Genomic DNA, 24,929 nt, shown 5'->3' with positions numbered 1-24,929 from the left:
TTAGCGGCCGCCCATAATGGCAATGTAATCCTGCGTCCAGCGACTGTACGGGACAAATTTGCCCCCTTGCGCAATGGGCGTTTTCCAGAAGGCGATTTTATCGAAATAGTTAAACCCGTTGGTTTCACAGCCTTTATCGCCCAGCAACGGACTGGCTTTGCAGCCTTCCGGCACTACCGGAAGCGAACCAAACCAGGCTGCTACATCGCCCTGCACCTTCGGCGTTAATGACCAGTTCATCCATTTGTAGGCACAAACCGGATGTTTCGCTTCACTATGTAGCATGGTGGTGTCAGCCCAGCCGGTAACGCCCTCTTTCGGGAAGACGGTGGCGATCGGTTGCCCTTCTCCTTTCAATGCGTTGGCCTGATACGGCCATGCACTGGAAGCCACCACCCCCTCGTTCTTGAAATCGCTCATTTGGACGCTGGTGTCATGCCAGTAGCGATGGATCAAGCCATGTTGATCGCGCAGTACTTTCAGAACCGCCTGATACTGTTCTTCGGTGAGTTGGTATGGATCGGAGATGCCCAACTGTGGCTGAGTCGCTTTGACAAACAGCGCAGCGTCCGCAATGTAGATAGGACCGTCATAAGCCTGTACGCGACCTTTATTGCTTTGGCCGTCTGGCAGATTTTGCTCAACAAAAACCACTTGCCAGCTATCTGGTGGTGTCGGGAAGGTTTTGGTGTTGTACATCAACAGGTTAGGACCCCATTGATATGGCGTGCCATAAACCTTTCCCCCCACGTTAAACCAGTCGCCCTTCACGACCCGAGGATCAAGCGTTTTCCAGTTGGGGATTAACGCAGTATTAATCGGCTGCACGCGTTTGCCCATAATCAGGCGTAGCGAAGCATCGCCGGATGCCGTGACCAGATCGTAACCGCCTTTGGTCATCAGGCTGACCATTTCATCGGAAGTCGCCGCAGTTTTCACGTTTACCGCGCAACCTGTTTCTTTTTCAAATTGCGTCACCCAGTCGTATTGTTTATCGGTTTGTCCGCGTTCGATGTATCCCGGCCAGGCGATAATATCCAGTCGCCCTTCCGGTTTATCTAAATTTAAGGGAGGTTCGGCGGCGTGAGCGGTCATTAATGTCATGGTAAGCGCACACAAGCTGCTGCGGGCAAATGTCTTGCTCATAAAGTCTTACTCCTGTCGTAATTAATTGTTCAGCCGCCGTGCCGTAAAAATATCTCCTTGTTTAACCATAGACGTCGGCTTGCAGGCGCACCCTCGCCCCCGAGAAAATTTAATCAGGATGTGAGCTAACGCGCATTATGCCGTTTGTGAAGCTATCTTCTGGAGTATAGACAAGGGGTTAGGAAATATAGCTTCTATTCGAAATTCATATTACCCAACCTGAGAGAAATTAAATGAGGATCTATTTCAGGTATTCTTTAATAAGGTGGCCTAATTGTTTAACCGCCTGTTCTTCACGCTCGCCCCACTGCCATGCAGTATTAAAACGGAAAAAACGTGACCAACTTTCGCCAGTAGAAAACATTTTACCCGGTGCGATGCTGATGTGATGCGCCAATGCCTGAACACTTAATTCGCCCGCATCTAACGGTTCGGGAAGCTCCAGCCAGAGAAAATAACCACTGTCGTTATGGTGTATTTTGACTTCCGCAGGCAGGTATCGCAGCAGCGCCTGCCAGGCGCGTTGTTTACGTTCGACAAGCTGGCGACGTAGACGACGAAGATGGGCATCGTAACGGCGAGTAGAAAGGTAATCCACCAGTGCAAGCTGCATCGGTGAACTGGTGGAAAGCGTGCTCATCAACTGCAATCGCTGGATTTTGCGTGCATGTTTTCCTGCAGCGACCCAACCAATGCGAAAGCCTGGCACCAGACATTTAGAAAATGATGAGCAAAGCAGAACACCATCGTGACGATCCCACGCTTTCGCGGGTAGCGGTTTTTCCCGGCCAAAGAAAAGCTCACTATAAACGTCATCTTCAATTAACATCACATTGTACTGATTGAGCAACTCTACCAGTTGCGCTTTTTTCTGCGGTGTTAAGGTAAATCCGAGTGGATTCTGGCTATTAGTCATTAGCCAGCAGGCTTTGACCGGATACTCCTGTAACGCCAGTTCCAGCGCCTGAAGATCTATCCCTTCTTTAACATCCGTCGCTACCGACAACGCCTTCAACCGTAGCCGCTCCAGTGCCTGCAACGCGCCGTAGAAACAAGGATTCTCTACTATCACCCAATCGCCCGGTTCAGTTACCGCTTGCAAACTGAGGTTTAATGCCTCTAACGCCCCGGCGGTGATAACGATTTCATCGGGCGAAATAGTCATGCCCTGTAAGGCATAGCGGCGAGCAATAGCCTGACGCAGTTCTGCATTCCCTGGCGGCAAGTTTTCAATCACGCTCATCGCCGTTGCGGTTTTGCTTACCTGTGCCAGTGAGCGGTTCAGTTGCTGTAGCGGAAAAAGGTGTGGATCGGGAAAGGCCGAGGCAAACGGCACCACTGACGGATCGCGACTGGCCTGCAACATGTCAAAAATATAGGTGTTAATATCGACCGTTTCATCACGCGTTACCGGAATAGCTGGTGCCTGCGGTGATTTCACCGTGCGTGGCGCAACGTAATAACCTGACTGCGGCCGCGCAATAATATACCCCTGACTTTCGAGCAACTGATAAGCATGACCGACGGTCATAAAACTCATGCCAGAAAGCGCAACCTGTTCACGGAGAGAAGGCAGGCGATCGCCGGGTTGCCAGATATCCGACGCAATTTGCTCGCGTAATTGTTCTGCCAGTTGCTGGTATTTTTTCATTATCGGATCGTTTTTATGTACAGGTGATCCGGCAGTCTATATCAGTTGTTAAAAATGACAACTTTTCGTTAACTGTAATTAAACCATCACCAGCGATAACTCTTTGCCCAGGGCTTTAGCCGCAAGCTGGACGGCGTCGATTTTCGTCGCGTGATGTAAATCAAACAAGCGGGTGATCTCCTGCTTAGGTTTACCAATTCGCTTCGCCAGCTCTTGCTGGGTGATTTCTGACTGCAAAAAAGCATTTAGCAGCAATACCTTAGAGGCAACGCTTAAAGGTACTTCAATAAAGTGGTCGTTATTATTTAATGGCGAAGGTAACGGGATAAGCTCGTTGTCTTCAAAATAAAAATCAAATGCGGTGATTAAGGCATCTTTTGCTGCCTCCATCGCTTCAGCGACAGTTTCTCCCTGCGTCAACGCTTCAGGGATATCTACAAAAGAAACCACATAACCGCCTTCCGGCGCGGGTGTAAGAGTGACGGGATAACGCATAATTTCGACTGTCTCTCGCATGTCATTAACCTTTTAATTGGCGATTAACTCAAACCGAGTTGTTTCAGAATTGCTTTACGCAACGGTTCTTTGATCTCATCGCCAGGGTGGCGTGGCATAACACTGCGCCTCCCGCGAAACCTGAGTTTCAAATGGTTGCTGCCATTCGCCACATCGACGCCCTGAGATTCGAGCCAACGTCTGAACTCGTTTTGTTTCACATCGCCTCCCTGCCGCTGAGTATACCCATAAAGTAAACATAAATGCTTACCTCCTTTTGTGGTTTTCTCGAAAATAGCACTTATTCGCCGCACCGACAGAAAGCAATGCCAAATCAGGAAGGCTGATTCCAGAATTTCTTTGCGCTAATTTGCAAAACTGAATAATAACCTAAAGAAACTATCGGCATCATAGCGGCAAAGAGTAATAAAAGGGTGGCGGGATGTTTACGAAAGCGTTATCAGTTGTCTTATTAACCTGTGCACTGTTCTCTGGACAGTTGATGGCAGGACACAAAGGGCATGAATTTTTATGGGTGAAGAATGTAGATCATCAACTGCGTCATGAAGCGGACAGTGATGAATTGCGCGCCGTGGCGGAAGAGTCGGCAGAAGGTTTGCGCGAGCATTTTTACTGGCAAAAGTCACGCAAACCAGAAGCGGGACAGAGTTGAGTCGTTTGTTGCCGGATGCGGCGTGAACACCTTACCCGGCCTATAACATCTGTAGATTCAATGAGTTGTGAATAACCCTGAAAACTTGCGTTTTATCCTTTCCGCTTCGGCAATGTTTTCAGCAGGTCATCCGGGCTTACGGATGCGACAACGCTTCCCGGTAACGGCATTTTCAGAATGTGATTTTTGATTTTACCGATGACGTGCATCTCACACGGGCGGCAATCAAATTTCAGCGTTAGCACTTCATCGCCGTTAACCAGTTGCATCGGCGTTGCCTTCCAGCTTTTAATGTTGCCTTTCGCCTGTTTCGGACACAGATTGAAGGCAAAGCGCAGGCAGTGTTTGGTGATCATCACCGGGACTTCGCCCTTCTCTTCATGCGCTTCATACGCCGCATCAATCAGTTGTACGCCATAGCGATGATAGAACTCGCGTGCTTTATGGTTGTAGACGTTCGCAAGGAAGCTCAAATGCGTTTGCGGATAAACCGGTGCAGGTTCAGCAACCGGTTTACGACTGCCGCGCTGGTAGCTGGCAAGACGTGCAGCATCCAGCATTTCGACGGCTTCACGGCGGAACTGATTTAACAGACTGTTTGGCACAAACAACGCCCCCGGCAAATTAATTTGCACATCGCGGGCGTAATAGATGGTTTGCCCCAGTTTTGCTAGCCCATCCTTAAGGTTGTTCAGCGCTTTTTCGGCGTTATTCGCTTCGTCGAACTGCCCATCCAGGGTATGAGTGATGCTGACGCCCTCTTCGCTGGTTAATGTCAGAATGAGCTGTTCTTGCCAGCCACCCAGTTCAATATCTACCACGACCCGACGTTCACTGGAGGTTTTGGTCAGTGCCTGTTGCCAGTTATGGTCAAGGTTACGGTTAAGTGGATGGTGTGGGCGAATTTTATGCAAATCCGCAGGCATTTCATTTGGCCAGACGCGGTACTGATTTTCCCCTGTTTTCTCTACCGTATTGGCGCGAAAGCCAACCACTTCACGTTTAATCATCACGTTCAGGCCATCGCCGTTAGCCAGCGGTTCGGTAACCTCAACATCGAGATGATCTTTCGCCACTTTCAATACTTCACCCACCGGCAGGCCGATGAATTTTGGTGAATCGAACGCGCCAATGTCGCCTTTACGCGCGTTAACAAAGTAGTCGGTGCTACCACGATGGAAGGTTTTTTCTGTCGAAGGCACAAAGAAATGTTCAGTACGGCCTGATGAAGCACGAGCCAAATCGCCGCGCTCTTCAATAATAGCGTCCAGCATCTGGCGATAATGGGCAGTGATATTCTTCACGTAACTCATATCTTTGTAGCGCCCTTCAATCTTGAAAGAACGCACGCCCGCATCAATCAACGCGCCCAGGTTGGCAGTCTGATCGTTATCTTTCATCGACAGCAGATGTTTTTCATAGGAAACCACCCGCCCCTGATCATCTTTCAACGTGTATGGCAAACGGCACGCCTGGGAGCAATCACCACGGTTGGCGCTACGCCCCGTTTGTGCATGAGAGATGTAGCACTGACCGGAATATGCCACGCACAATGCGCCATGAATAAAGAACTCAATAGTCGCGTCCGTGGCCTGATGAATCGCACGAATCTGCTCCAGGTTAAGCTCACGCGCCAGCACAATCTGGGTAAAGCCGACGTCCGAAAGAAACTTCGCTTTCTCTACAGTACGAATATCACACTGCGTACTTGCGTGCAGTTCAATCGGCGGAATATCAAGTTCCAGAATCCCCATGTCCTGAACAATCAGCGCATCTACGCCTGTCTGGTAAAGATCGGTAATCAGTCGTTGCGCCGGTTCCAGTTCATCGTCATGCAAAATGGTATTAAGCGTGACGAAAATTTTTGCGCCATAACGGTGGGCAAATGGCACCAGTTCGGCGATATCTTTCAGACTATTACTGGCGTTATGACGGGCACCAAAACCAGGGCCGCCGATATAAACAGCATCGGCACCGTGCAAAATAGCTTCGCGGGCAATGGCGGCATCGCGTGCCGGACTTAACAGTTCAAGGCGATGAGAAGATACGGTCACTTTCTTATCCAGTAGCTGAAAAAAGGCGGTTATTTTAGCCACAAGCGCGACGTTGCGAAATAGTTTTCCTGTTCAACTACGCGGGTAATGGATAATGGAATGAAAATGCACGGTTTGCTCGCCACGGTTGCAATAGGCATGGGCGACATCTGCGGCAAAGCGTTCACCTTCTCCACTTTTAAGGCTTCGCCACTCACCATCAACGCACAGGTCAAGCTGCCCATCAATGATGACAACATGCTCGATAACTCCCTTTTCGTGCGGTGTTGATTCGCTTACTGCACCGGGGGCCATCATGATCGAGAAGTGTTCATAGCAGAGTTGCGGATCATAAGGAAATAGAGAAGTGATCACCATTGCCTGCTGTTGTGGATCATAAACGGATGGCGTAGCGGTCTGCGGCGGCGAAATAAACGTCGAAAACGGTACGTTCATTCCGGTAGCTATTTTCCACAATGTTGCGACCGTCGGGCTGGATTCATTACGTTCAATCTGTCCTAACATCGCTTTTGAAACGCCCGTAGCTTCTGCCAGTCGCGAAAGACTCCAGCCTCGCTGCTGACGAAGATGTTTAAGCGTAGTGGATAAAAAGCGAGCGAGATTTTCCATATGACTCCTCCTGCAAAACGGGAGTTTATCACTTGTGCGTTATAACGGACAAATGCTACGGTGCCTGTACGTTATAACGCACGAGGTAACTATGCGTCTGTTTTCCATTCCTCCTCCCACACTGCTTGCTGGGTTTCTGGCGGTCCTGATTGGCTATGCCAGTTCTGCGGCAATAATCTGGCAAGCGGCGATCGTCGCGGGAGCCAGCACAGAGCAAATTTCCGGCTGGATGACGGCGCTGGGACTGGCGATGGGCGTCAGTACTCTTGCCCTGACATTATGGTATCGCGTGCCTGTTCTTACCGCATGGTCAACACCCGGTGCTGCGTTGCTGGTCACCGGGTTACAGGGACTAACGCTAAACCAGGCCATCGGCGTTTTTATTGTCACGAATGCGCTAATTGTTCTCTGTGGTGTGACAGGATTATTCGCCCGTCTGATGCGTATTATCCCGCACTCGCTGGCAGCGGCAATGCTGGCAGGAATTCTGTTACGCTTTGGTTTACAGGCATTTGCCAGCCTGGATGGTCAGTTTACATTATGCGGTAGTATGTTGCTGGCGTGGCTGGCGACAAAAGCTTTTGCGCCGCGTTATGCAGTAATTGCGGCGATGATTGTTGGGATCGTGGTCGTTATCACGCAAGGTGACGTTGTCACAAAAGATATCGTTTTCAAACCAGTTCTCCCCACTTATCTCGCCCCTGAGTTTTCATTTGCTCACAGTCTTAGCGTTGCCTTGCCTCTGTTTCTGGTGACGATGGCATCGCAAAACGCGCCAGGGATTGCAGCAATGAAAGCCGCTGGTTATTCAGCTCCGGTTTCTCCGCTGATTGTCTTTACTGGATTACTGGCGCTTCTGTTTTCTCCTTTCGGCGTCTATTCCGTAGGTATTGCAGCTATCACTGCGGCTATTTGCCAGAGCCCGGAGGCGCATCCGGACAAAGACCAGCGTTGGCTGGCTGCCGCTGCGGCTGGCGTCTTTTATTTACTAGCGGGTCTGTTTGGCAGTGCCATTACCGGGATGATGGCTGCACTGCCTGTAAGTTGGATCCAGATGCTGGCTGGCCTGGCGCTGTTAAGTACCATCGGAGGCAGTTTGTATCAGGCTTTGCATAATGAGCGTGAGCGCGATGCTGCTGTGGTGGCCTTTCTGGTAACGGCAAGTGGGCTGACGCTGGTAGGTATTGGTTCGGCGTTTTGGGGATTAATTGCTGGTGGTGTCTGTTATGTCGTATTGAATTTGATCGCTAACAGAAACCGATAATCAGAAGCGCCATCTTGCGATGGCGCGACTGGCATTACTTTTTGTTCACGTCAAACATGGTCGCATCGGTCGCCATGTCATCAATAACTTGCTTAATATTTTCGAAAGCCATTGGTGTGCTTTCGTTGTTCAGGTCTTTACCTTCGCCCTGACGAACCACTTTGATAACCGGTTTGTTGGTAGCCGCATCAATCAGCTCACCTTCAAAGTACAGACGGGTATCCATGGTACGGTGACCGGTTGCCATTTGTGTTCCCGCTACCACTAATGCAACAGGAACCACTTCATAGAATTGCAGCCCTTCTTTGCTGGTATCTACACCAGTAATAGCACCACGGAAAATCAGACTACGAGGCCCAGCAGTAGTAACCAGAGGTTTACGCTGTGAGATGGCTTCTTTCATTTCAGTGTTGGTATAGCTCAAAATTCTATCCAGAACTTTCTGCCCTACCTGGGTAGACGGTTTAGGCACCGGATAATAGGTGATTGGGTTCCAGACGATACTGTCATATTTGCTTTGATCAAAATTTGGATCAACCCAGCGTAATACCGGTTTACCCGTTGCTGAAGTTGTTTCTTGAAGGTTGGAGTAATTGTTTAAAAAGCCAGAATATTTATCTGGCTGGGTGATTTTAGAGGCACAACCTGACAGAGCCAACAAGCCGCATAAAGCCGCAACTTTCGCAATTGATGTGGTACGCATGAATAGTTTCCTGAGATGATTATATTACTTTTTAAGTTATAGCAAAAAGTACCGCTTCGTGTTGTGGCAAAAAAAGTGTTGGTGAAAATTAATTTTCCAGCCCCTTTTCTGACAATATAGTCAATGACGAAAAGGGGGCTGAGTCAATCTTCAGTTGTTAAATTTCAGGCATTTAAGCCGATAAAAAACTTCAACCACTGTGATTTATTTCACATCACATCGATAAAAAATATGCTTACCGAAAAAAAACAGCAGTTACACATCTCAACGTGAGCATTTTCATGCGCCTTTGCCCTGCTAGCTTATTTTTTACGAGCCAGCATCGTGGCGAAACGTAGTTTAATGCGGTTGCCGTTGGCGTCGGTGCGGTGTAATTCACCCACGTTTTCATTGTATTTCAGCATCTCCCAGCCTTCGTAATATCGACGTAACTCCCCTTCTTTAAAGGCAAAGGGGAAGCCGACGGTACATGGAAAATCAGCTGTATCCATTGCTGCCACAATCAGATTATAACCACCGGGTTTGGTGCAGTGCTGCATATTGGCAATCAGCCCAGGAATGGTTTTAGCCTCCAGGAACATGAGCACCACGGTAGAAAGAATAAAATCGTATTGTCCATCAAACGTCAGGTTATTCAGATCAACAACCTGGGTGCGTAAATTTTCCAGTTTTTCAATGGATTTGATGCGCTCGACGTTGGCAATGCTCATGGCATTTTTATCCCATGCGTCGACATCATAACCATTGGCAGCCAGATAAAGGCTGTTACGGCCATTACCACAGCCCAGATCCAGCGTTTTACCCGGCTTAACCACTTTCACCGCTTCCAGAACTTCAGAGTGTGTGCGGGTTAATTCATATTTATCAGTGAAGTAGTTTTCATCACGAATGATCATTCTTTGTCCTCAGCTTTCATTAAAACGGCGCGCTCTGTTCTGATTAACAATTTTCCCTGCATCAGAAGCGCGAAAGTACGGATGAGCAGTAATGCGATAATAAAATTGGTAAAAATAAATAGCGGCACCGCCAGTGTATGGAAAAAACCATTGTCGTTACCGCTCCCTAAATGCAACCCGGTAGTTGCCAGTGCGGAAACGCCAAACGAGAAACTCCAGAATGAGGCATTAAACGGCTGGGAGAGATACCACGGCATCAGACGTAACATAAAAAGAAGTTGCAGCAGACCATAACCAAAAAGCATTTTCGCCAGCGTGTCGCCCTCGCCACCATTGACGCTCAACCAGGCGCTACATGCCACCAGTGCAGGTGCAAGCTGAATACCCAGCGATGTACGCAGTGCCGTGGGTAATTCTCCCGAGCTGCGCAGACGCTGAAGGATCACCGGCTCAAGACTTAACCAGGAGAAAACACCAGCCCCTAAAAATACCAGACCGGCATCGGTGTAACCCAATGCGCCACAGGCCATCGCGCTAATGAAGTTATTGGCAACAGTCGGTAAATAAAGTCCGGGTGTCGTAGCTTCCTCAGGATGGGAACCACGCCATAAACCGGCTGTTTGCCAGGCGGCATAAGCCAGTTGTACCACCACACCAATACTGAACAAGCCCACCGCCAGCGGGTGAAACCAGGGGACAAAACCAATTGCCACCAGCATCGTTGTTGCCGGAAATAAACTAACAAAACTACTCATCACCGGATGGCGTACTTCCGCCAGCACGCTGTGAGGAAAGCGTACCAGTCGGGTAATAAATGCCGTAGTCAGTAATCCCCAAATGATCATCGCCAGAATCACTAGCCCATCGCCCAACCAGTGACTGACCTGCCAAACCTGACTGGCATAGCGCCAGGCAAATCCCATCCCTATCGTCCCCAACACAATGCCAAAGTAGCCTGCCGGTAAATTGAGCACTTTATCGCTCTGCATCTTCTTACTCATTTTGTTTAATTTATAAAGTATATTTGAAATGCATTTTATGGAAATTTGCTAAACATAGCCAGAGTCACAGGATTTGCTACGGTTATAGTAGGTCACCTGCAGGAAAACGCTATGCGCAAATATCGTCTTAGTGAAGAACAACGAGCTTTTAGTTATCAGGAAGATAGCGATAAAAAAAGTGTTTTATTGCGGCAGATTATTGCCGTCGCTGATTTTAATGACGTAATAGCCGGAACGCCTGGCGGCTGGATTGATAATGAAACCGTATTGGCCCAGGACGGAAATTGTTGGATCTATGACCAGAATGCCATCGCGTTTGCCGGAACGGTGATATCCGGTAATACACGCATCACCGGAAGCAGCGAGCTATGGGGCGATGTTTACGCGACGGATAACGTGTGGATCGATAATAGCAAAATCAGTCAGGGCGCCCTGATAAGTGACAACGTCACAATTCATGATTCATTAATATGCGGAAATTGTAGAATTTCTGATCACGTCTGCATTGATCAGAATTCAATGATTGTCGCTGCACAAGGTTTAACGCCCGACCACCATCTTCTGTTGCAAATTTATGATCGCGCAAGAGTCAGCGCCTCGCGCATTGTTCATCAGGCGCAAATATATGGTGATGCCATTGTGAAGTTTGCGTTCATTGAGCATCGCGCCGAAGTTTTTGACTCTGCCCATATTGAAGGTAATGAAGAGAACAACGTCTGGCTGTGTGACTGTGCGAAAGTTTACGGACACGCACGTGTGATCGCCGGAACAGAAGAAGATGCCATTCCCACGCTTCATTACAGTTCGCAGGTAGCGGAATATGCCTCGGTGGAAGGCAATTGTGTGTTAAAACATCATGTTCTGGTGGGCGGTCATGCACTCGTACGTGGTGGACCGGTTTTACTCGATAATCACGTCACCATACAGGGGAACAGCCGCATTACAGGTGCGGTGATGATTGAAAACCATGTCGAAATAACCAATGACGCCGTCGTTGAAGCCTTTGATGGCGACACTGTTCATGTACGCGGTCCAAAAGTCATTAATGGTGAAGAACGCATAACCAGAACGCCTCTGGCAGGGCTATTGTGAATCAATGATGCGCGCATATATATTTACATCATCATAAGTGTCGTTGAGAAATTCAGCCTGTTTCAGACATCCTTCAAGCGTGAAGCCATTACGCAGCGCTACTTGATTGCTTTGTAAGTTCGCTACCCGACATTTAATGACGAAGCGTCTGATTTCTCCACGTTTTGCGTAATGATGAATAAGTGCCTGCAAAGCTTGCGAAATAATCCCCTGCCCCTGATGGGATTCATCCAGCCAGTAACCGATTTCTGCGGTTTTGTTCAGCGGTTCAATGCGGTTAAAAGACAGGACGCCAACAAGTTCATCTTCACTAAAGATCATGAACATTTTGGCATATCCACGCTGATGCAACATCATATTACCCTGCACCGTTTTCCGCGTGTCATCTTCGGTATTAACAGACTGTGGCCAGTTTAGCGAATTCTGCAACCAGCTTTTATTTTTACAGATCAAGTGATGGAGCGGCGTGATGTGATTTTCTTCAACGGCACGTAATTCAATTGAGTCACTAACTTTTATCGTCTCGGTCATGTCAATTTCGGTCAATCTGCGCGGCGATTTAAAAAGCCGCCTGCAAGGCGGCTTAAGGAAGTTTACACCTCTTTGACGCTCTCCTGTTGCAGGATTTTGAGCATCTCATCTTTCAACTGGAGCTTCTGTTTTTTCATGCGGACCACCTCCGCATTGTATCCACGACCATCAGATCCTTCCATTCTGGCAATCTCATGATCAAGTTTGTTGTGCTTATCGAACAAGGACATAAAGCGAGGATTTTCGTTTTTCAGGCGGGATATCAAATCTCGGTATTCTGGAAACATACGCACTCCCTGTTAGTGGCTGACAAAGTGTACATGAAATACACATCATCAGATTACTCAGATAGCTTGGGGAAAAATGCGAGCGGGATCGTGTTTCACCAGACGGCACCTTCCATGAGAAGGTGCCGAAAAAAATGACGAATCAATTCATCTCGCGATCGTCAACGTATTTGCGCTTATCAGGTGCTGGTGGGAAATACTGATACAGCCATGTTTCACTGATGGCATCGCCCTGACAGCGGAGATACATCCGCATATCAACCGGATCAGTAGAGTCCGAAGTCGGATACCAGTCAAACTGAATACGGTAACCATCGATCGGTTCAATGTAGAGAATTTCGATTTGCTTCGCTTCACCGCTGGAGAGCGTAATAACAGGTTCAATCCCCTTAGGTGCAGCCGCTTTCAGGTCACCACCAACAAAATCTACAGCAAAACGACGCGCCCATTTTTCTGGATAATGCTCACCCGGCGCCCAACCTTCCGGAAAACCTCCCATGCCGGTACGCGTCGCCATAACACGAGCCAATGGACATTGAACGGGGGGATGTGCGCTCCAGTACAGACGATACTGGAATGCAAGCTCATCACCTGCTTTTACTGCTTTTTCTGGCTGCCAGAAGCAGACAATGTTATCCAGCGTTTCACCCGTTGTTGGGATTTCCATCAGACCAATGGTGCCTTTACCCCATTTATTACGCGGTTCCACCCACAAACTTGGTCGTTTGTTGTACCAGCCCATGATGTCTTGATAATGGGAGAAATCACGATCCAGTTGCAACAAACCAAAGCCTTTCGGGTTATTGTCAGTGTAGGCATTGAACTGCAATTTCTGGGGATTATTTAGCGGACGGCAGATCCACTCACCATTGCCCCGCCACATGGAAAGACGGTCGGAATCATGGATTTGCGGATGAATAGTATCGCACATACGACGTTCGTTAGTGCCGCAGCTAAACATGCTGGTCATCGGCGCAATGCCTAATTGCTTGATGTCTTTACGCGCATACAGATGATTTTCAACATCCATAATCACCTGACTCTTTTCACACTGGATGGTGAACTTGTAAGCACCGGTAATGCTGGCGCTATCGAGTAAGGCATAAACGGTAAAAGTGGTAGCACCTGGTTTTACGGTATCAAACCAGAAGGCGGTAAAGTCGGGGAACTCTTCTTTGCTGTCGGTATAAGTATCAATCGCCAAACCACGGGCCGATAAACCGTATTGATACGTGTCATCAACGGCGCGGAAATAGCTTGCACCGAGGAACGATACCACATCGCGGCGAGCCAGTTCCGGTGCTTTAAATACTCGGAAGCCAGCAAAACCGAGATCGCTTTGCCCTTCTAATTGTTTGGTATCAACACCCGCATCATTGTATTTGAACAATTCTGGACGAAAGTGAATTTCACGCGCCAGATGTGTTGCAGGATCAACCGAGAACATACGAACGCGGCGGCGGAATCCCATCCCCATATGGAAGAATTGAGCGTCCAGCTGGCGGTTCTCAACGTTATGCCAGAGCGATTTTTCGGCGTCGTATTGAATGCTGTTATAAGCCTGCGGGGTCATTGTCGCCAGTGTGTCAGGCAACGGACGCGGCGCACCACGCCACGCTGTTTGCGCTAAGTCGTGCGCCATTGACTGTAAAATGGAGAAGTCAAAACGCTGAGTTTGCCCATCGGCAATATCAGAATCTGCCGCGAATGCCGCCTGAGAAAAAAGAGAAGCAATGCCGCTGGTACCGCACACGGCGGCCATAGCCATTGAACCTTTAATAAATCGTCTACGATCCATACCTGAAAGTGAGTCCTTCTGGTGTTGTGAATGGTCCCGCGCTGGTCTTTTTCAGCGGCAAGAAAGTGCTTATTTATGACCGCTCACTCTAGACAATATTTATTAATAATCCAATTGCTGAACTCAGAGAATATGCATAAATCGGCAATTTTTTTATGTCGATGGGATGAGCCTGATTCGTTTGTAAAATCAGGCAAATTTTTGCAAAGCAGGATGGTCCTATTTTAAAGCAAACCACAGCGGCGTTTACTGCGTTCTTCCGCTTCCTGATAAAGCTGGAACTCATCAAAAACCGGGCAGCCCAACGCTTGTTCGAAGGCTTCGCGGCTGGCATTACCGTGACTGCGTGACTGCGTTTCATTACCCAGATTTGACTGGAAGATCCCCGCCGCACTAACGGGCAAGAAATCTTCATAGGTAATGGGCTGTGCCACTACCCAACCGCGTTCAATTAAGGGCTGTGGATCGTCCCCTGGATGAATCGCCTGACGATGCGCTTCACCCGATGGTGTCAGTCGATAACGGAACCATGCCAGCCCTTGCTGGCGCATCAAAAATTCGCTGTCCGGGAAAGCGCGAAAGGTTTCCTGCAAATGCAGTTGATGAGTGAGATTATCCTGTCCGGTTCCGGCATTACGCAGAAGTTCATCATACAGTTGCCGCCCTTTCGGCGTTAACGCCACTCCGCGCTGCTCTATCTCACCAAATCGCGCGGAATGTCTCCCCTGCTGTTGCCCCACAAACAGAACCGTTTCCTCCAGAGCCTTAAAGCTGGTCTGACGCAATAAAATCGGCACCTCGCGGCGCGGCGGCCCTTCGATGAGAATTTTTGGCTCAATACCGCATTCCGGCATCATCGACTGCACCCGATCAATGTCCAGCGTGCGTGGCGTCAGGTGGTTGATATGACAGCCCGGAAAGCAGACTACATCAGCGATCAGCCGATGCTCGTTATGTAATGCGTGATAGGTTTCTTCATCTACCGTTGCTGACTGATGCCAGCGAAATGTCTCCAGGGCTTCCTGCACAAACTCCCGCGCCTGCGCTTCGCTAAAACCGCCCTCTCGATCATGTTCATCTAACAGTTGCCGACAACGTGGGGTAAAGATATCGCGCTGGCGTAAAATTTCCGCCGCCTTATGGCGCAATGTTTTGTTTTCGATAAGTTCAAGACGGAGCAATGAGGTAAAAACGCGGAAAGGATTACGCGTAAGCGAGGCATCATTGATGGGCCGAAATGCCGTAGAATGTACCGGCACGCCGGCCTGCGAGAGATCGTAATAACTCACCGGATACATTCCCATAATGGCGAATATCCGCCTTAATGTGGCAAGTTCCTGCGCGGTTCCCACACGTATCGCCCCATGACGTTCAACGTTAAGCCTCGCCAGCTCATCCGCATTCACCATTTTTTCATGCAGTTGGGGGTTATTTTCCAGCACAGCCAGATTCACGTCAGCGACCAATTCCAGCAACGTACCGTACTGTGGAACTTCTTGTTGATACATGGCTGACATTGCCTGCGAAAACTGTTCCCGAATCTCATCCGCTGTGATGCTGTTCGCCATGATGTCTACCCCCAGTGGTCAATAATCTGGAGTGTAGGTAACCGCATTCATTCTGGTGGGAAGAATTTACAAACTGTGATCTCGCCGCGAAATCATCAATATTATCGATATTGATGTAACATAATTACTTTAAATGTTAAAAATATTTTGCAATCAAGTTATCATAATCAAACAACATCACTTGTCAGCGGCACTGCTTCGTTTTTAACATCGCTTATGGAAAAAAATAGTCTGTTTAGTCAGCGCATCCGTTTGCGCCACCTTCATACATTCGTAGCTGTCGCACAACAAGGAACTTTGGGGCGCGCGGCTGAAACCCTTAACCTGAGTCAACCGGCACTGTCTAAGACATTGAATGAGCTGGAGCAATTGACGGGAGCTCGCCTGTTCGACCGTGGACGTCAAGGCGCGCAGCTTACCTTACCTGGCGAGCAATTTTTAACTCACGCAGTCAGAGTTCTTGACGCCATCAATACCGCAGGACAGTCATTTAATCGTAAAGAAGGCCTTAACAAGGATGTCGTCAGAGTGGGCGCGCTACCTACCGCGGCGCTGGGGATATTACCTTCTGTTATAGGTCAGTTTCATCAGCAACAAAAAGAAACCACACTGCAAGTTGCCACCATGAGTAACACGATGATCCTGGCGGGATTAAAAGCAGGTGAAATCGATATTGGTGTTGGTCGGATGTCAGATCCTGAACTGATGACCGGACTTAATTACGAACTGCTGTTTCTCGAATCACTGAAGTTAGTTGTTCGGCCTAATCATCCTCTGCTTCAGGAGAACGTAACGTTAAGTCGGGTACTGGAATGGCCTGTTGTCGTATCACCAGAAGGCACCGCGCCACGGCAGCATTCAGAGGCGCTAGTAAAAAGTCAGGGATGTAAAATCCCTTCAGGCTGTATTGAAACGTTGTCTGCATCGCTTTCACGTCAGCTTACGGTTGAATACGACTATGTGTGGTTTGTTCCCTCTGGCGCTGTGAAAGACGACCTGCGTCATGCCACGCTGGTGGCCCTGCCTGTTCCGGGGCATGGAGCAGGCGAACCTATTGGAATACTGACCCGCGTAGATGCAACACTCTCTTCCGGTTGCCAGTTGATGGTTAACGCCATTCGAAAATCAATGCCATTCTGAAAAAAAAGGGATCTTGCGATCCCTTTTTTAGCATTATCACACCGTTGCCAAATCCACTGGATCACCAACACCGCGTTGTTCTGCCAGCACAGCGCGTTTCTTCAGACGGAACACATCTACGGCTTCAGTTAACCGCGCCGCCTGTTCTTCAAGAGACACCGCCGCAGCTGAAGCCTCTTCCACCAGAGAAGCGTTCTGCTGCGTCACTTTATCCATTTCAGAAATCGCCTGGCTAACCTGTGTGATACCTCTGCTTTGTTCATCCGATGCGGCGGCTATTTCTTGCATGATATGCGTGACGCTCGCCACGGCATCAACAATAGCGCTCATGGTTTTCCCTGCCGTTGCCACTTCATCGGCCCCCTGTCCAATTAACCTGACGGACTCACTGATCAAGCCTTCAATCTCTTTCGCCGCTTGGGCGCTGCGGCTTGCAAGTGTACGCACTTCGCTGGCGACAACGGCAAATCCGCGTCCTTGCTCACCGGCTCGAGCGGCTTCAACGGCGGCGTTGAGCGCCAGGATATTGGTCTGGAAGGCAATACTGTTGATAACAGCCGTGATTTCAGAAATTTTCTTCGAGCTACTGGAGATATTCCCCATTGTCCGCACTACACCGGAAACTGTTTGTCCGCCAGCACCGGCTTTACTTGAGGCCTCTTGCGCCAGTTTGCTGGCATGATGTGCGTTATCAGAATTTTGCTTCACTGTTGCGGTGAGTTGCTCCATGCTGGCGGCGGTTTGTTCAATTGCCGCCGCTTGTTCTTCGGTACGTGAAGAAAGGTCATCATTACCAGCAGAAATCTCACTGGTGCCACGATAGATCGCTTCAGCCCCCTGGCGCACCGTTCCCACCGTCAGCGCCAGCGAATGCTGCATTTGCTGTAGATGGCGACTTAAGCGGCCAATTTCACTGCGGCCAGTGGGTTCGTCAACTGAAGTCAGATCGCCACTGGCTATTTTTTCAATCCGTTGGGCAGCATGTTGCAGAGGACGAATGACAATCCGGCGTAACACCATAAAGGTTATCAGCGTCATAACCAGCGCAAGTAAAAATGCGCCAATCATAAACATCCCTCCCTGACGAGTACGCTGATGCGCCAGTTCCGCAAGCTGGTTTGCTCTGGCGCTACGTATCTCAATGGCTTTGCTTAACTGCTGGTTATAGGCGTTATCAAGCGTTCTGATCTGCTCACTTTCATGATTGATAATGGCTTCAAACATGCCATTTTTGGCATATTTCAACATGGGTTGCAGGCCGGAAATATAAGCCTGGAATCGCTGATTTAATTCGCCGTCCAGCGCATCGTCAGCGGGAGTTTTCACCATGCGAGTACGGTAAACGTTATAGCCTTGTTGCGATCGCTTTATTTGCAATTCCGCTTGCGCAATATTTCGCTTCATCTCTTCCATTTCAGCGATACGACTCGCTGCCCCGGCCTGAATCATATTGATCCGAGCTGAACGCAATAAATCAGAGCTGTTTGCTAAACCCGTGCGTATCTGGATCTCGTCGCTGACATCGCGCTGATCGCGGTCTGCCTGCCAGAGAAAATACCCTGCCAGGGATGAACTCAATGCAAACAGAAACAGGATGCCGCCAAGAATGCAGGCAAATAACGGAACCAGCCTGATGTGATGTAAAAAGCCTAAGCGGTGTGCGGATGTTGTATTCATGACCGTTGTCTCTCTTCCTGGTTTACTCCCGATAGAGAGTCATCGGCAATTAATGGTAATTGCTTACTGCCAAAAACCTGCTCATATCACATTTTTACAACAATTATTTATTACCGTCGGAATGAAGAGACTTACGAGTAGTTATACCTTGTAAGGCGTATTACGAAAAATTCTGGAAAATGCCACGCAATTTCGTGAAGTGATTATTTCGTTGATAAGGGTAATTGCATAGGATGTTTGCGGGCGCCTGAGACTTTCTGTTTTCAGGCTTACCGGGAATCAGAAAGACGAAGGCCCCGACCGATATTTCTATCAACCGAGGCCAACGAATGAACCTAGCAATTCAGATGTTAGCCTCTTACCTGCCATCCGGCAAGGAGAAAGGCTATGAAGCGAAATCCCCTGGTAGTGTGTCTGCTTATTATCTGTATCACGATTCTGGCATTCACCCTCCTGACCCGACAAACGCTCTACGAACTGCGATTCCGGGACGGTGATAAGGAGGTGGCGGCTCTCATGGCCTGTCAGTCCAGGTAAGGGCCTGCGCGGGGAACTCTCCCCACGCATCTGGTTGACGAGTTCATTTTCTCATGACGCCCCTTATTCATGCCTCAACTGGAAGCTCACTCGCATTAAGTCTTGCAGCGAGTGTTCTCTGATAACGATTTACCGGAAGCCGCCACACAATTTCGTGAAGTGATTATTTCGTTGATAAGGGTAATTGCATAGGATACTTGCGGGCGCCTGAGACTTTCTGTTTTCAGGCTTACCGGGAATCAGAAAGACGAAGGCCCCGACCGATATTTCTATCAACCGAGGCCAACGAATGAACCTAGCAATTCAGATGTTAGCCTCTTACCTGCCATCCGGCAAGGAGAAAGGCTATGAAGCGAAATCCCCTGGTAGTGTGTCTGCTTATTATCTGTATCACGATTCTGGCATTCACCCTCCTGACCCGACAAACGCTCTACGAACTGCGATTCCGGGACGGTGATAAGGAGGTGGCGGCTCTCATGGCCTGTCAGTCCAGGTAAGGGCCTGCGCGGGGAACTCTCCCCACGCATCTGGTTGACGAGTTCATTTTCTCATGGCGCCCCTTTTAGTTAGTGCATGTTTTTTTCGATGCGCTGATAGAACCATCGTTACAGACAAATTTGCCGCCAGTTGTACAGTGAGAGATCCCCCCTTTTGCACCAGAACAGGGTTTGCGCCCGGCATCAACATAAAAAGACATCAGTAATCCCATCAGTAGAATAAATAGCAACTTTTTCATACAACCTCCATGGTTTGCCGAATCTTATGTTCGGTATAAAAGTTATACGCTGTGCGGTTTTTATTTCACTTAGGGAGATCAATGATTGGGGAAATTGAATTTCAATCTTAACAGAAGATATTTTGATTAAATATCAATCAACTAAACATATAAATTCGGATTATGGTTTTATTTGTCATACAAATAAATATAATAGGCGCTTCCGATGTAGGCCCGTATTCTTCGCCTGTACCACGGGTCTGGTTTAGTACAGGCGCTTTCTTCTAATACCCTCAGGAGCGCTTGCGCGGCATCATGCGCAAAAGCGTGTTGTCTTTCCATAAATAGTGGTGTGCCAGAGCGGCCGCCGCATGAAGCCCTATAACGAAATATCCCAGATTCGCTAACGTTTCATGCCACCACTTCAATCTATCCACCAGGTCAAAATTGGTCTCTGACGCGTAAGGCATCGTCACACCAAACGCAAACCACGGATTACCCCGGTTATACATCATCACCAAACCAACCACTGGCAACACAATAAACAGGAGATAGATCACCAAATGTCCCAAATGAGCGAGTCCCGTCATCATGGGCCTGGGTTTCGGTACAATAGGCGGCGTTGGGTATTTCAATCTAAGTAACAGACGAACCACCATCAGCACGAGAATTGAGATGCCACATGAAACGTGGATCATGTTGATCACCGGTCGATCGCTACGCGGGAAAAAACCACGAAACTCCATTGCACAATAGGCTGCGATAACCAGCAAAAAGACCAGCCAGTGAATGCCAATTTGTAACCTTGAATATCTAATTCCCATAACATTTCCTGCTTTAACACAATTTTCCGTTAACATAACGAGCTTTTCTTAAAATTTCATTAAATATTGTTCACCCGTTTTCAGTGCGTTATGTTTCACGGCAAAAATGTAGATTGCCCATCCCGTCATCCTGGTCTAAGCCTGGAAAGGACTCATTTTTACCCATAAGTTCTTGACAGGAGAAAACCATGAGCAAAGTTGGCATTAACGGTTTTGGTCGTATCGGCCGGCTGGTATTACGTCGGCTACTTGAGATTAAAAGTAACATTGACGTTGTCGCCATTAATGATCTTACATCTCCGAAAATTCTCGCCTACCTGCTAAAGCACGATTCAAACTACGGTCCTTTCCCCTGGAGCGTCGATTTCACAGAGGATTCACTTATTGTTGATGGAAAAAGTATTGCGGTTTACGCCGAAAAAGAAGCGAAAAATATCCCCTGGAAAGTAAAAGGTGCTGAAATTGTCATTGAATGCACTGGTTTTTATACTTCCGCAGAAAAATCCCAGGCGCATCTGGACGCTGGCGCGAAGAAGGTGTTGATTTCCGCTCCAGCAGGAGAAATGAAAACCATCGTTTATAACGTCAATGATGACACTCTGGATGGCAACGACACCATTGTTTCTGTGGCGTCATGCACAACCAACTGCCTTGCGCCGATGGCCAAAGCATTGCATGACAGTTTCGGGATAGAAGTTGGCACAATGACAACGATTCATGCCTATACTGGCACCCAGTCTCTGGTGGACGGTCCGCGTGGTAAAGATTTACGCGCATCGCGGGCGGCGGCGGAAAATATCATCCCCCACACTACCGGTGCGGCAAAAGCCATTGGCCTGGTGATCCCGGAACTTAGCGGCAAACTTAAAGGCCATGCGCAACGCGTGCCAGTAAAAACAGGTTCAGTGACCGAGCTGGTGTCTATCCTGGGGGAAAAAGTGACTGCTGAAGAGGTGAATAACGCACTTAAAAAAGCCACGACCAATAACGAGTCATTTGGTTATACCGACGAAGAAATTGTCTCTTCCGATATCATTGGCAGCCATTTTGGTTCGGTGTTTGACGCTACCCAGACGGAAATCACCGCCGTGGGCGATTTACAACTGGTGAAGACCGTCGCCTGGTACGATAACGAGTATGGTTTTGTCACTCAACTCATTCGTACCCTGGAAAAATTCGCCAAACTGTGACCAGCACAGGCGGAGGAAAAACCTCCGCCTCTTTCATACATTACGACTGTAAATAGACCACCTGAGTCTGCAGATACTCATGCAAACCATGTTTGCCATCTGCGCCGCCAATACCCGACTTACGCCATCCAGCATGGAAACCTTGCATAGCTTCGAAGTTTTCTCGGTTGATGTAGGTTTCGCCAAACTTGAGTCCTTTGATGGCTTTCATCGCCACGTTAAGATTCTCGGTATATATCGATGACGTCAGGCCATAATCGCTGTCGTTGGCCATGGAGATAGCGTGTTCCAGCGTGTCAAAAGCGACTACCGGCAGCACTGGCCCAAAGGTTTCTTCGTGCATAATGGACATTTCCTGGCGGACATCCAACAGCAACGTTGGCGGATAATAATATCCTTTCCCTTCTACAGCCTTACCGCCCAACGCGATTCTCGCGCCCTCTTCTACTGCCCGCGCCACCTTTTGTTTCACCCTTTCCAGAGCCGCAGCGTTAATCAGCGGCCCCATGGCAATGTCGTTACGTTCGGCGGGGTTACCAAATTGAACTGCCTGCATTGCCTCACCCAGTCGATTAACAAAGCGATCGTAAATACCTTTCTGCACATAGACACGTTCCGCACAGTTGCACACCTGTCCGGTATTTATCACGCGTGAATCAACAATGGCTTTAACTGCCAATTCAAGATCGGCGTCATCCATGACGATAGCAGGGGCTTTGCCCCCCAGCTCCAGACACACTTTGGTGATATTTTTCGCCGCGGTCGCCATGATTTTTTCTCCGGCAGCGACGCTGCCTGTCATACTGACCATTGCGACCTTCGGGTTCCCCGCCAGTTCCTGACCAACCGTTTCACCGCGCCCTAATACAAGGTTAAACACGCCACGCGGCAGGCCAATTTCGTCGACGATTTTAGCAAATGCGATCGCATTGTTTGGCGTAAATTCACTGGGTTTAATAACAATGGTATTGCCTGTAACAAGTGCAGGCGCCATTTTGCGGGCAATAAGGAAAAACGGGAAATTCCACGGTAGGATACCGGTCGTTACGCCCAACGCACGTTTAAACAGCAGGATGTTTTCCCCGGGACGATCACTTTGAATAATCTCGCCCTCATAGCGACGAGCCCATTCCGCCATGTAATCGATATAGTCAGCAGTAAAAGCGACTTCGACTTCGGCCAGCTGTTGAATTTTGCCACCTTCCTCGACGATCAATGAGCTAATTTCACTGGCCCGTTCGCGGATCCCCGCAGAGATTTTCCGTAACCAGTTAGCTCGTTCGATCGCGGGTAATGCTTCCCATTCTGGCTGCGCACGCTCTGCTGCGTCGATAGCTTTGCGAGCATCTTCAGCCTGACCATCAGGAATACGCGAAATCACTGCCTCTGTTGCGGGGTTAATCACATCAATCCATGCGTCGCCGCGCCAAGTGACAAACTGTCCATCGATATACATAGGATGTTGAACGGGTACAGACATGAGCTACTCCTGTGATTGATGTGTTTATATTTTGTAATTCGCATGTTAATTAACATCAATCACAGCAGAGAAGGCATCGTAGATGTGCAATTTTGTGAAAGGCTTCATAAAAAGAGATGCGACGGGAATAAAGAGAGGAAGAAAAAGATGAGATTATTACCCGTTTGCAAGCATGTGTTCACAAACGGGCAATTATTAGCGCAGTGAGCGACTCTCCATTGCCTCAATAAGCACAGCGTCATGCTGTAATATCTGCCATGCCTGCGTAACTTCTGGCGGGAAATCAACGTGAACGATAAAATCGCGTCCACGTGGCCCATAGCCATCGCTGTCATCGCGCAAGCGTGGCAGCTCGCCAGTAAGTAGGGACAAATATCGTTCAACTGGCCATAGTCCTGTCAGCGGATTAGCAAACGTCACACTGCCTGCATCATTTTCCAACAGTGGAACGAATCCCGGATAACTTAGCCAGCGAGGTGCATCAGGGTTATCTCCTGTAATACGACGAAACGTCGCCATGGTTCGGCGTTGCATAGTGGGATCCTGGACGACGATCGTTGTGTGGACTCGCTCTGCTAACTGATCCAATAATGCGATACTGAAACGGGCATTTTCTCCACAGTTAGTTGACTGATCTTCAATCCAGATTTTTTCACGTGGAATATGCCAGAACTGATGGGCGATATCCGCAAGGATGGTAGCCTCTGATCTGCCCGTAGTGCGAATGGTGTTGTAATGCGGATGCTGTGCGACAGCGCTATACAAAAAAGTTGTCGAGTGACCTATACCACCACTGATCATTAATGGAATTTGCTGATCTCTTGCAATTTTACAAGCGGCATCGATAGTGGGAATGACAGCATTGCCTGCAAGTATTACGCAATCGGCCTGATACGGAGCTTCACCGGAGAAATCATCCTGCGCCAGCCATCGACCGATAACGTTTATAGCATCAATGGTTGACGCTGAAAGCGTCGGAAACGGGTTAATATTCATGGTCCCTCCTTCTCATTTCCTTAAGAATACTGCGTGAGATAATAATGAGAAGCGGAGCACTCTGAAAGGAAGAACTCGAATTTTTTCAACCGCCCCTTTACCAGGTTGCTATTAAGTTTACTCATACTGTATATGCGGAGAAAGCGTAGATAAAACATCAACGACATCATTAGATGCTGCAATCACATAATGCTCGATCATTTTATTTTCATGGATCCCACAACTTTGCTCAATAAACCATGCCAGGTAAGATGAATTGACTACCCGATAGATCCCCGTTTGATTAATACCGTGTACTCCCAACATATCTAAAAGGTCACCTTCATCAGTGACGCGAAATGAATGTATCCAGTCAAAGGATATTTTGATATCTGACTTGATCGCCGGGCATATCAGCGTGATTTCAAGCCTGGCATTCTTATAGCTTAATCCAGACAGGTCAGCGTTTTTAAACGATAACGAAGTTGGTGTGATATTTATATAATATTCATTCATATCGACAGCCCTCAATATATTATGCTGCACTCGATAGCAGACACATTAACTTGCTGCAAAAATGGTGCGAGTGTGTTTAAGTACCATGAGTAATCAATAATACGTTT

General features: G+C 48.4%; 26 protein-coding genes. 7 read left to right on the top strand and 19 right to left on the bottom strand.

Annotated features, from left to right (window positions below):
- From ydcS to hicA, 4 genes are all read right to left on the bottom strand, one after another.
- Window positions 1–1,146 (bottom strand): putative ABC transporter substrate-binding protein YdcS, encoded by a 1,146-nt coding sequence (gene ydcS, locus H9644_RS09575; RefSeq protein WP_064527448.1) that lies wholly within the window; start codon window positions 1,144–1,146, stop codon window positions 1–3.
- A gap of 241 nt (window positions 1,147–1,387) precedes the next feature.
- On the bottom strand, window positions 1,388–2,797 hold the full coding sequence (locus H9644_RS09570; RefSeq protein WP_191774309.1) for an aminotransferase-like domain-containing protein: 1,410 nt from the start codon (window positions 2,795–2,797) through the stop codon (window positions 1,388–1,390).
- Window positions 2,798–2,875: 78 nt separating this feature from the next.
- Complete coding sequence (gene hicB, locus H9644_RS09565) at window positions 2,876–3,292, bottom strand: type II toxin-antitoxin system antitoxin HicB (RefSeq protein WP_077630331.1); 417 nt, start codon at window positions 3,290–3,292, stop codon at window positions 2,876–2,878.
- A gap of 44 nt (window positions 3,293–3,336) precedes the next feature.
- Window positions 3,337–3,513, bottom strand: coding sequence for a type II toxin-antitoxin system mRNA interferase toxin HicA (gene hicA, locus H9644_RS09560; RefSeq protein ID WP_064527446.1), 177 nt, complete (start codon window positions 3,511–3,513; stop codon window positions 3,337–3,339).
- A gap of 221 nt (window positions 3,514–3,734) precedes the next feature.
- Here hicA and H9644_RS09555 point away from each other — a divergent pair, with 221 nt between their 5' ends.
- Complete coding sequence (locus H9644_RS09555; RefSeq protein ID WP_000494240.1) at window positions 3,735–3,965, top strand: DUF2554 family protein; 231 nt, start codon at window positions 3,735–3,737, stop codon at window positions 3,963–3,965.
- Window positions 3,966–4,057: 92 nt separating this feature from the next.
- On the opposite strand, the gene rlhA is transcribed toward H9644_RS09555, so the two are convergent.
- Together rlhA and H9644_RS09545 are read right to left on the bottom strand one after the other, a co-directional pair.
- Complete coding sequence (rlhA, locus tag H9644_RS09550) at window positions 4,058–6,019, bottom strand: 23S rRNA 5-hydroxycytidine C2501 synthase (RefSeq protein WP_191774335.1); 1,962 nt, start codon at window positions 6,017–6,019, stop codon at window positions 4,058–4,060.
- A 72-nt stretch (window positions 6,020–6,091) separates the two neighbouring features.
- On the bottom strand, window positions 6,092–6,628 hold the full coding sequence (locus H9644_RS09545; protein WP_064527445.1) for a helix-turn-helix domain-containing protein: 537 nt from the start codon (window positions 6,626–6,628) through the stop codon (window positions 6,092–6,094).
- Window positions 6,629–6,680: 52 nt separating this feature from the next.
- Between H9644_RS09545 and ydcO the strand changes: the two genes are divergently transcribed.
- Window positions 6,681–7,892 (top strand): BenE family transporter YdcO, encoded by a 1,212-nt coding sequence (gene ydcO / locus H9644_RS09540; RefSeq protein ID WP_191774333.1) that lies wholly within the window; start codon window positions 6,681–6,683, stop codon window positions 7,890–7,892.
- A 34-nt stretch (window positions 7,893–7,926) separates the two neighbouring features.
- Here ydcO and H9644_RS09535 read toward each other — a convergent pair whose 3' ends face one another.
- The 3 genes from H9644_RS09535 to tehA form a co-directional block, all read right to left on the bottom strand.
- A complete protein-coding gene (locus H9644_RS09535; protein ID WP_064527441.1) occupies window positions 7,927–8,595 on the bottom strand; it encodes a DUF3313 domain-containing protein in 669 nt (222 codons plus the stop codon).
- Between the two features lie 302 nt (window positions 8,596–8,897).
- Entirely contained in the window at window positions 8,898–9,491 is a 594-nt protein-coding gene (tehB, locus tag H9644_RS09530; protein ID WP_191774307.1) for a tellurite resistance methyltransferase TehB, read from the bottom strand.
- Entirely contained in the window at window positions 9,488–10,480 is a 993-nt protein-coding gene (gene tehA, locus H9644_RS09525; RefSeq protein WP_191774305.1) for a dicarboxylate transporter/tellurite-resistance protein TehA, read from the bottom strand. Before tehA ends, tehB begins: the two co-directional genes overlap by 4 nt.
- A gap of 123 nt (window positions 10,481–10,603) precedes the next feature.
- On the opposite strand from tehA, the gene ydcK reads away from it, so the two are divergent.
- Window positions 10,604–11,584: a YdcK family protein gene (gene ydcK / locus H9644_RS09520; RefSeq protein WP_064527435.1), complete on the top strand. Its 981-nt coding sequence runs from the start codon at window positions 10,604–10,606 to the stop codon at window positions 11,582–11,584.
- On the opposite strand, the gene rimL is transcribed toward ydcK, so the two are convergent.
- From rimL to hglS, 4 genes are all read right to left on the bottom strand, one after another.
- Window positions 11,576–12,115 (bottom strand): 50S ribosomal protein L7/L12-serine acetyltransferase, encoded by a 540-nt coding sequence (gene rimL / locus H9644_RS09515; protein WP_064527433.1) that lies wholly within the window; start codon window positions 12,113–12,115, stop codon window positions 11,576–11,578. The two genes, ydcK and rimL, sit on opposite strands and share 9 nt — an antisense overlap.
- A gap of 62 nt (window positions 12,116–12,177) precedes the next feature.
- Entirely contained in the window at window positions 12,178–12,402 is a 225-nt protein-coding gene (locus H9644_RS09510) for a YdcH family protein (RefSeq protein ID WP_064527431.1), read from the bottom strand.
- 142 nt (window positions 12,403–12,544) lie between these two features.
- Window positions 12,545–14,200 carry a glucan biosynthesis protein OpgD gene (gene opgD, locus H9644_RS09505; protein ID WP_105289324.1) on the bottom strand — a complete coding sequence of 552 codons (1,656 nt, stop codon included), beginning with the start codon at window positions 14,198–14,200 and terminating at the stop codon, window positions 12,545–12,547.
- A 224-nt stretch (window positions 14,201–14,424) separates the two neighbouring features.
- Complete coding sequence (gene hglS, locus H9644_RS09500) at window positions 14,425–15,768, bottom strand: 2-oxoadipate dioxygenase/decarboxylase HglS (protein WP_064527428.1); 1,344 nt, start codon at window positions 15,766–15,768, stop codon at window positions 14,425–14,427.
- 216 nt (window positions 15,769–15,984) lie between these two features.
- Here hglS and H9644_RS09495 point away from each other — a divergent pair, with 216 nt between their 5' ends.
- Window positions 15,985–16,908 (top strand): LysR substrate-binding domain-containing protein, encoded by a 924-nt coding sequence (locus H9644_RS09495; RefSeq protein ID WP_191774303.1) that lies wholly within the window; start codon window positions 15,985–15,987, stop codon window positions 16,906–16,908.
- Window positions 16,909–16,944: 36 nt separating this feature from the next.
- On the opposite strand, the gene H9644_RS09490 is transcribed toward H9644_RS09495, so the two are convergent.
- The gene (locus H9644_RS09490) at window positions 16,945–18,585 is read right to left on the bottom strand and encodes a methyl-accepting chemotaxis protein (protein ID WP_191774301.1); all 1,641 of its coding nucleotides are present in this window, start codon (window positions 18,583–18,585) and stop codon (window positions 16,945–16,947) included.
- A gap of 387 nt (window positions 18,586–18,972) precedes the next feature.
- On the opposite strand from H9644_RS09490, the gene H9644_RS09485 reads away from it, so the two are divergent.
- Both H9644_RS09485 and H9644_RS09480 read left to right on the top strand, forming a co-directional pair.
- Window positions 18,973–19,122 (top strand): type I toxin-antitoxin system Hok family toxin, encoded by a 150-nt coding sequence (locus H9644_RS09485; protein WP_064527420.1) that lies wholly within the window; start codon window positions 18,973–18,975, stop codon window positions 19,120–19,122.
- A 347-nt stretch (window positions 19,123–19,469) separates the two neighbouring features.
- On the top strand, window positions 19,470–19,619 hold the full coding sequence (locus tag H9644_RS09480; protein ID WP_064527420.1) for a type I toxin-antitoxin system Hok family toxin: 150 nt from the start codon (window positions 19,470–19,472) through the stop codon (window positions 19,617–19,619).
- Between the two features lie 65 nt (window positions 19,620–19,684).
- On the opposite strand, the gene H9644_RS09475 is transcribed toward H9644_RS09480, so the two are convergent.
- Complete coding sequence (locus H9644_RS09475) at window positions 19,685–19,858, bottom strand: YdcA family protein (protein ID WP_064527418.1); 174 nt, start codon at window positions 19,856–19,858, stop codon at window positions 19,685–19,687.
- A 272-nt stretch (window positions 19,859–20,130) separates the two neighbouring features.
- Complete coding sequence (cybB, locus tag H9644_RS09470) at window positions 20,131–20,661, bottom strand: cytochrome b561 (protein WP_191774331.1); 531 nt, start codon at window positions 20,659–20,661, stop codon at window positions 20,131–20,133.
- A gap of 188 nt (window positions 20,662–20,849) precedes the next feature.
- Between cybB and gap the strand changes: the two genes are divergently transcribed.
- A complete protein-coding gene (gap, locus tag H9644_RS09465; RefSeq protein ID WP_064527414.1) occupies window positions 20,850–21,851 on the top strand; it encodes a type I glyceraldehyde-3-phosphate dehydrogenase in 1,002 nt (333 codons plus the stop codon).
- Between the two features lie 40 nt (window positions 21,852–21,891).
- Here the strand turns inward: gap and aldA are convergent, their stop codons facing one another.
- The 3 genes from aldA to H9644_RS09450 form a co-directional block, all read right to left on the bottom strand.
- Window positions 21,892–23,331 (bottom strand): aldehyde dehydrogenase, encoded by a 1,440-nt coding sequence (aldA, locus tag H9644_RS09460; RefSeq protein ID WP_064527412.1) that lies wholly within the window; start codon window positions 23,329–23,331, stop codon window positions 21,892–21,894.
- Window positions 23,332–23,526: 195 nt separating this feature from the next.
- Window positions 23,527–24,327 (bottom strand): DUF218 domain-containing protein YdcF, encoded by an 801-nt coding sequence (ydcF, locus tag H9644_RS09455; protein WP_064527409.1) that lies wholly within the window; start codon window positions 24,325–24,327, stop codon window positions 23,527–23,529.
- Between the two features lie 117 nt (window positions 24,328–24,444).
- Window positions 24,445–24,822 (bottom strand): hypothetical protein, encoded by a 378-nt coding sequence (locus tag H9644_RS09450; protein WP_064527402.1) that lies wholly within the window; start codon window positions 24,820–24,822, stop codon window positions 24,445–24,447.
- Between the last annotated feature and the right edge of the window lie 107 nt (window positions 24,823–24,929).

The sequence above is a fragment of the Escherichia whittamii genome (genome assembly GCF_014836715.1).
GTDB lineage: Bacteria > Pseudomonadota > Gammaproteobacteria > Enterobacterales > Enterobacteriaceae > Escherichia > Escherichia whittamii.
This window is presented reverse-complemented; position numbering and strand designations above follow the sequence as displayed.

Bases quoted from the DNA above. Each gene is read 5' to 3' on its own strand.
- ydcF (WP_064527409.1), bottom strand. From the start codon at position 24,327: ATGAATATTAACCCGTTTCCGACGCTTTCAGCGTCAACCATTGATGCT.
- ydcK (WP_064527435.1), top strand. From the start codon at position 10,604: ATGCGCAAATATCGTCTTAGTGAAGAACAACGAGCTTTTAGTTATCAG.
- aldA (WP_064527412.1), bottom strand. From the start codon at position 23,331: ATGTCTGTACCCGTTCAACATCCTATGTATATCGATGGACAGTTTGTC.
- H9644_RS09485 (WP_064527420.1), top strand. From the start codon at position 18,973: ATGAAGCGAAATCCCCTGGTAGTGTGTCTGCTTATTATCTGTATCACG.
- H9644_RS09475 (WP_064527418.1), bottom strand. From the start codon at position 19,858: ATGAAAAAGTTGCTATTTATTCTACTGATGGGATTACTGATGTCTTTT.
- hglS (WP_064527428.1), bottom strand. From the start codon at position 15,768: ATGGCGAACAGCATCACAGCGGATGAGATTCGGGAACAGTTTTCGCAG.
- H9644_RS09545 (WP_064527445.1), bottom strand. From the start codon at position 6,628: ATGGAAAATCTCGCTCGCTTTTTATCCACTACGCTTAAACATCTTCGT.
- H9644_RS09490 (WP_191774301.1), bottom strand. From the start codon at position 18,585: ATGAATACAACATCCGCACACCGCTTAGGCTTTTTACATCACATCAGG.
- tehA (WP_191774305.1), bottom strand. From the start codon at position 10,480: ATGCAGAGCGATAAAGTGCTCAATTTACCGGCAGGCTACTTTGGCATT.
- hicB (WP_077630331.1), bottom strand. From the start codon at position 3,292: ATGCGTTATCCCGTCACTCTTACACCCGCGCCGGAAGGCGGTTATGTG.
- H9644_RS09555 (WP_000494240.1), top strand. From the start codon at position 3,735: ATGTTTACGAAAGCGTTATCAGTTGTCTTATTAACCTGTGCACTGTTC.
- H9644_RS09570 (WP_191774309.1), bottom strand. From the start codon at position 2,797: ATGAAAAAATACCAGCAACTGGCAGAACAATTACGCGAGCAAATTGCG.
- H9644_RS09535 (WP_064527441.1), bottom strand. From the start codon at position 8,595: ATGCGTACCACATCAATTGCGAAAGTTGCGGCTTTATGCGGCTTGTTG.
- H9644_RS09450 (WP_064527402.1), bottom strand. From the start codon at position 24,822: ATGAATGAATATTATATAAATATCACACCAACTTCGTTATCGTTTAAA.
- opgD (WP_105289324.1), bottom strand. From the start codon at position 14,200: ATGGATCGTAGACGATTTATTAAAGGTTCAATGGCTATGGCCGCCGTG.
- H9644_RS09510 (WP_064527431.1), bottom strand. From the start codon at position 12,402: ATGTTTCCAGAATACCGAGATTTGATATCCCGCCTGAAAAACGAAAAT.
- tehB (WP_191774307.1), bottom strand. From the start codon at position 9,491: ATGATCATTCGTGATGAAAACTACTTCACTGATAAATATGAATTAACC.
- ydcS (WP_064527448.1), bottom strand. From the start codon at position 1,146: ATGAGCAAGACATTTGCCCGCAGCAGCTTGTGTGCGCTTACCATGACA.
- gap (WP_064527414.1), top strand. From the start codon at position 20,850: ATGAGCAAAGTTGGCATTAACGGTTTTGGTCGTATCGGCCGGCTGGTA.
- ydcO (WP_191774333.1), top strand. From the start codon at position 6,681: ATGCTACGGTGCCTGTACGTTATAACGCACGAGGTAACTATGCGTCTG.
- H9644_RS09495 (WP_191774303.1), top strand. From the start codon at position 15,985: ATGGAAAAAAATAGTCTGTTTAGTCAGCGCATCCGTTTGCGCCACCTT.
- cybB (WP_191774331.1), bottom strand. From the start codon at position 20,661: ATGGGAATTAGATATTCAAGGTTACAAATTGGCATTCACTGGCTGGTC.
- H9644_RS09480 (WP_064527420.1), top strand. From the start codon at position 19,470: ATGAAGCGAAATCCCCTGGTAGTGTGTCTGCTTATTATCTGTATCACG.
- rimL (WP_064527433.1), bottom strand. From the start codon at position 12,115: ATGACCGAGACGATAAAAGTTAGTGACTCAATTGAATTACGTGCCGTT.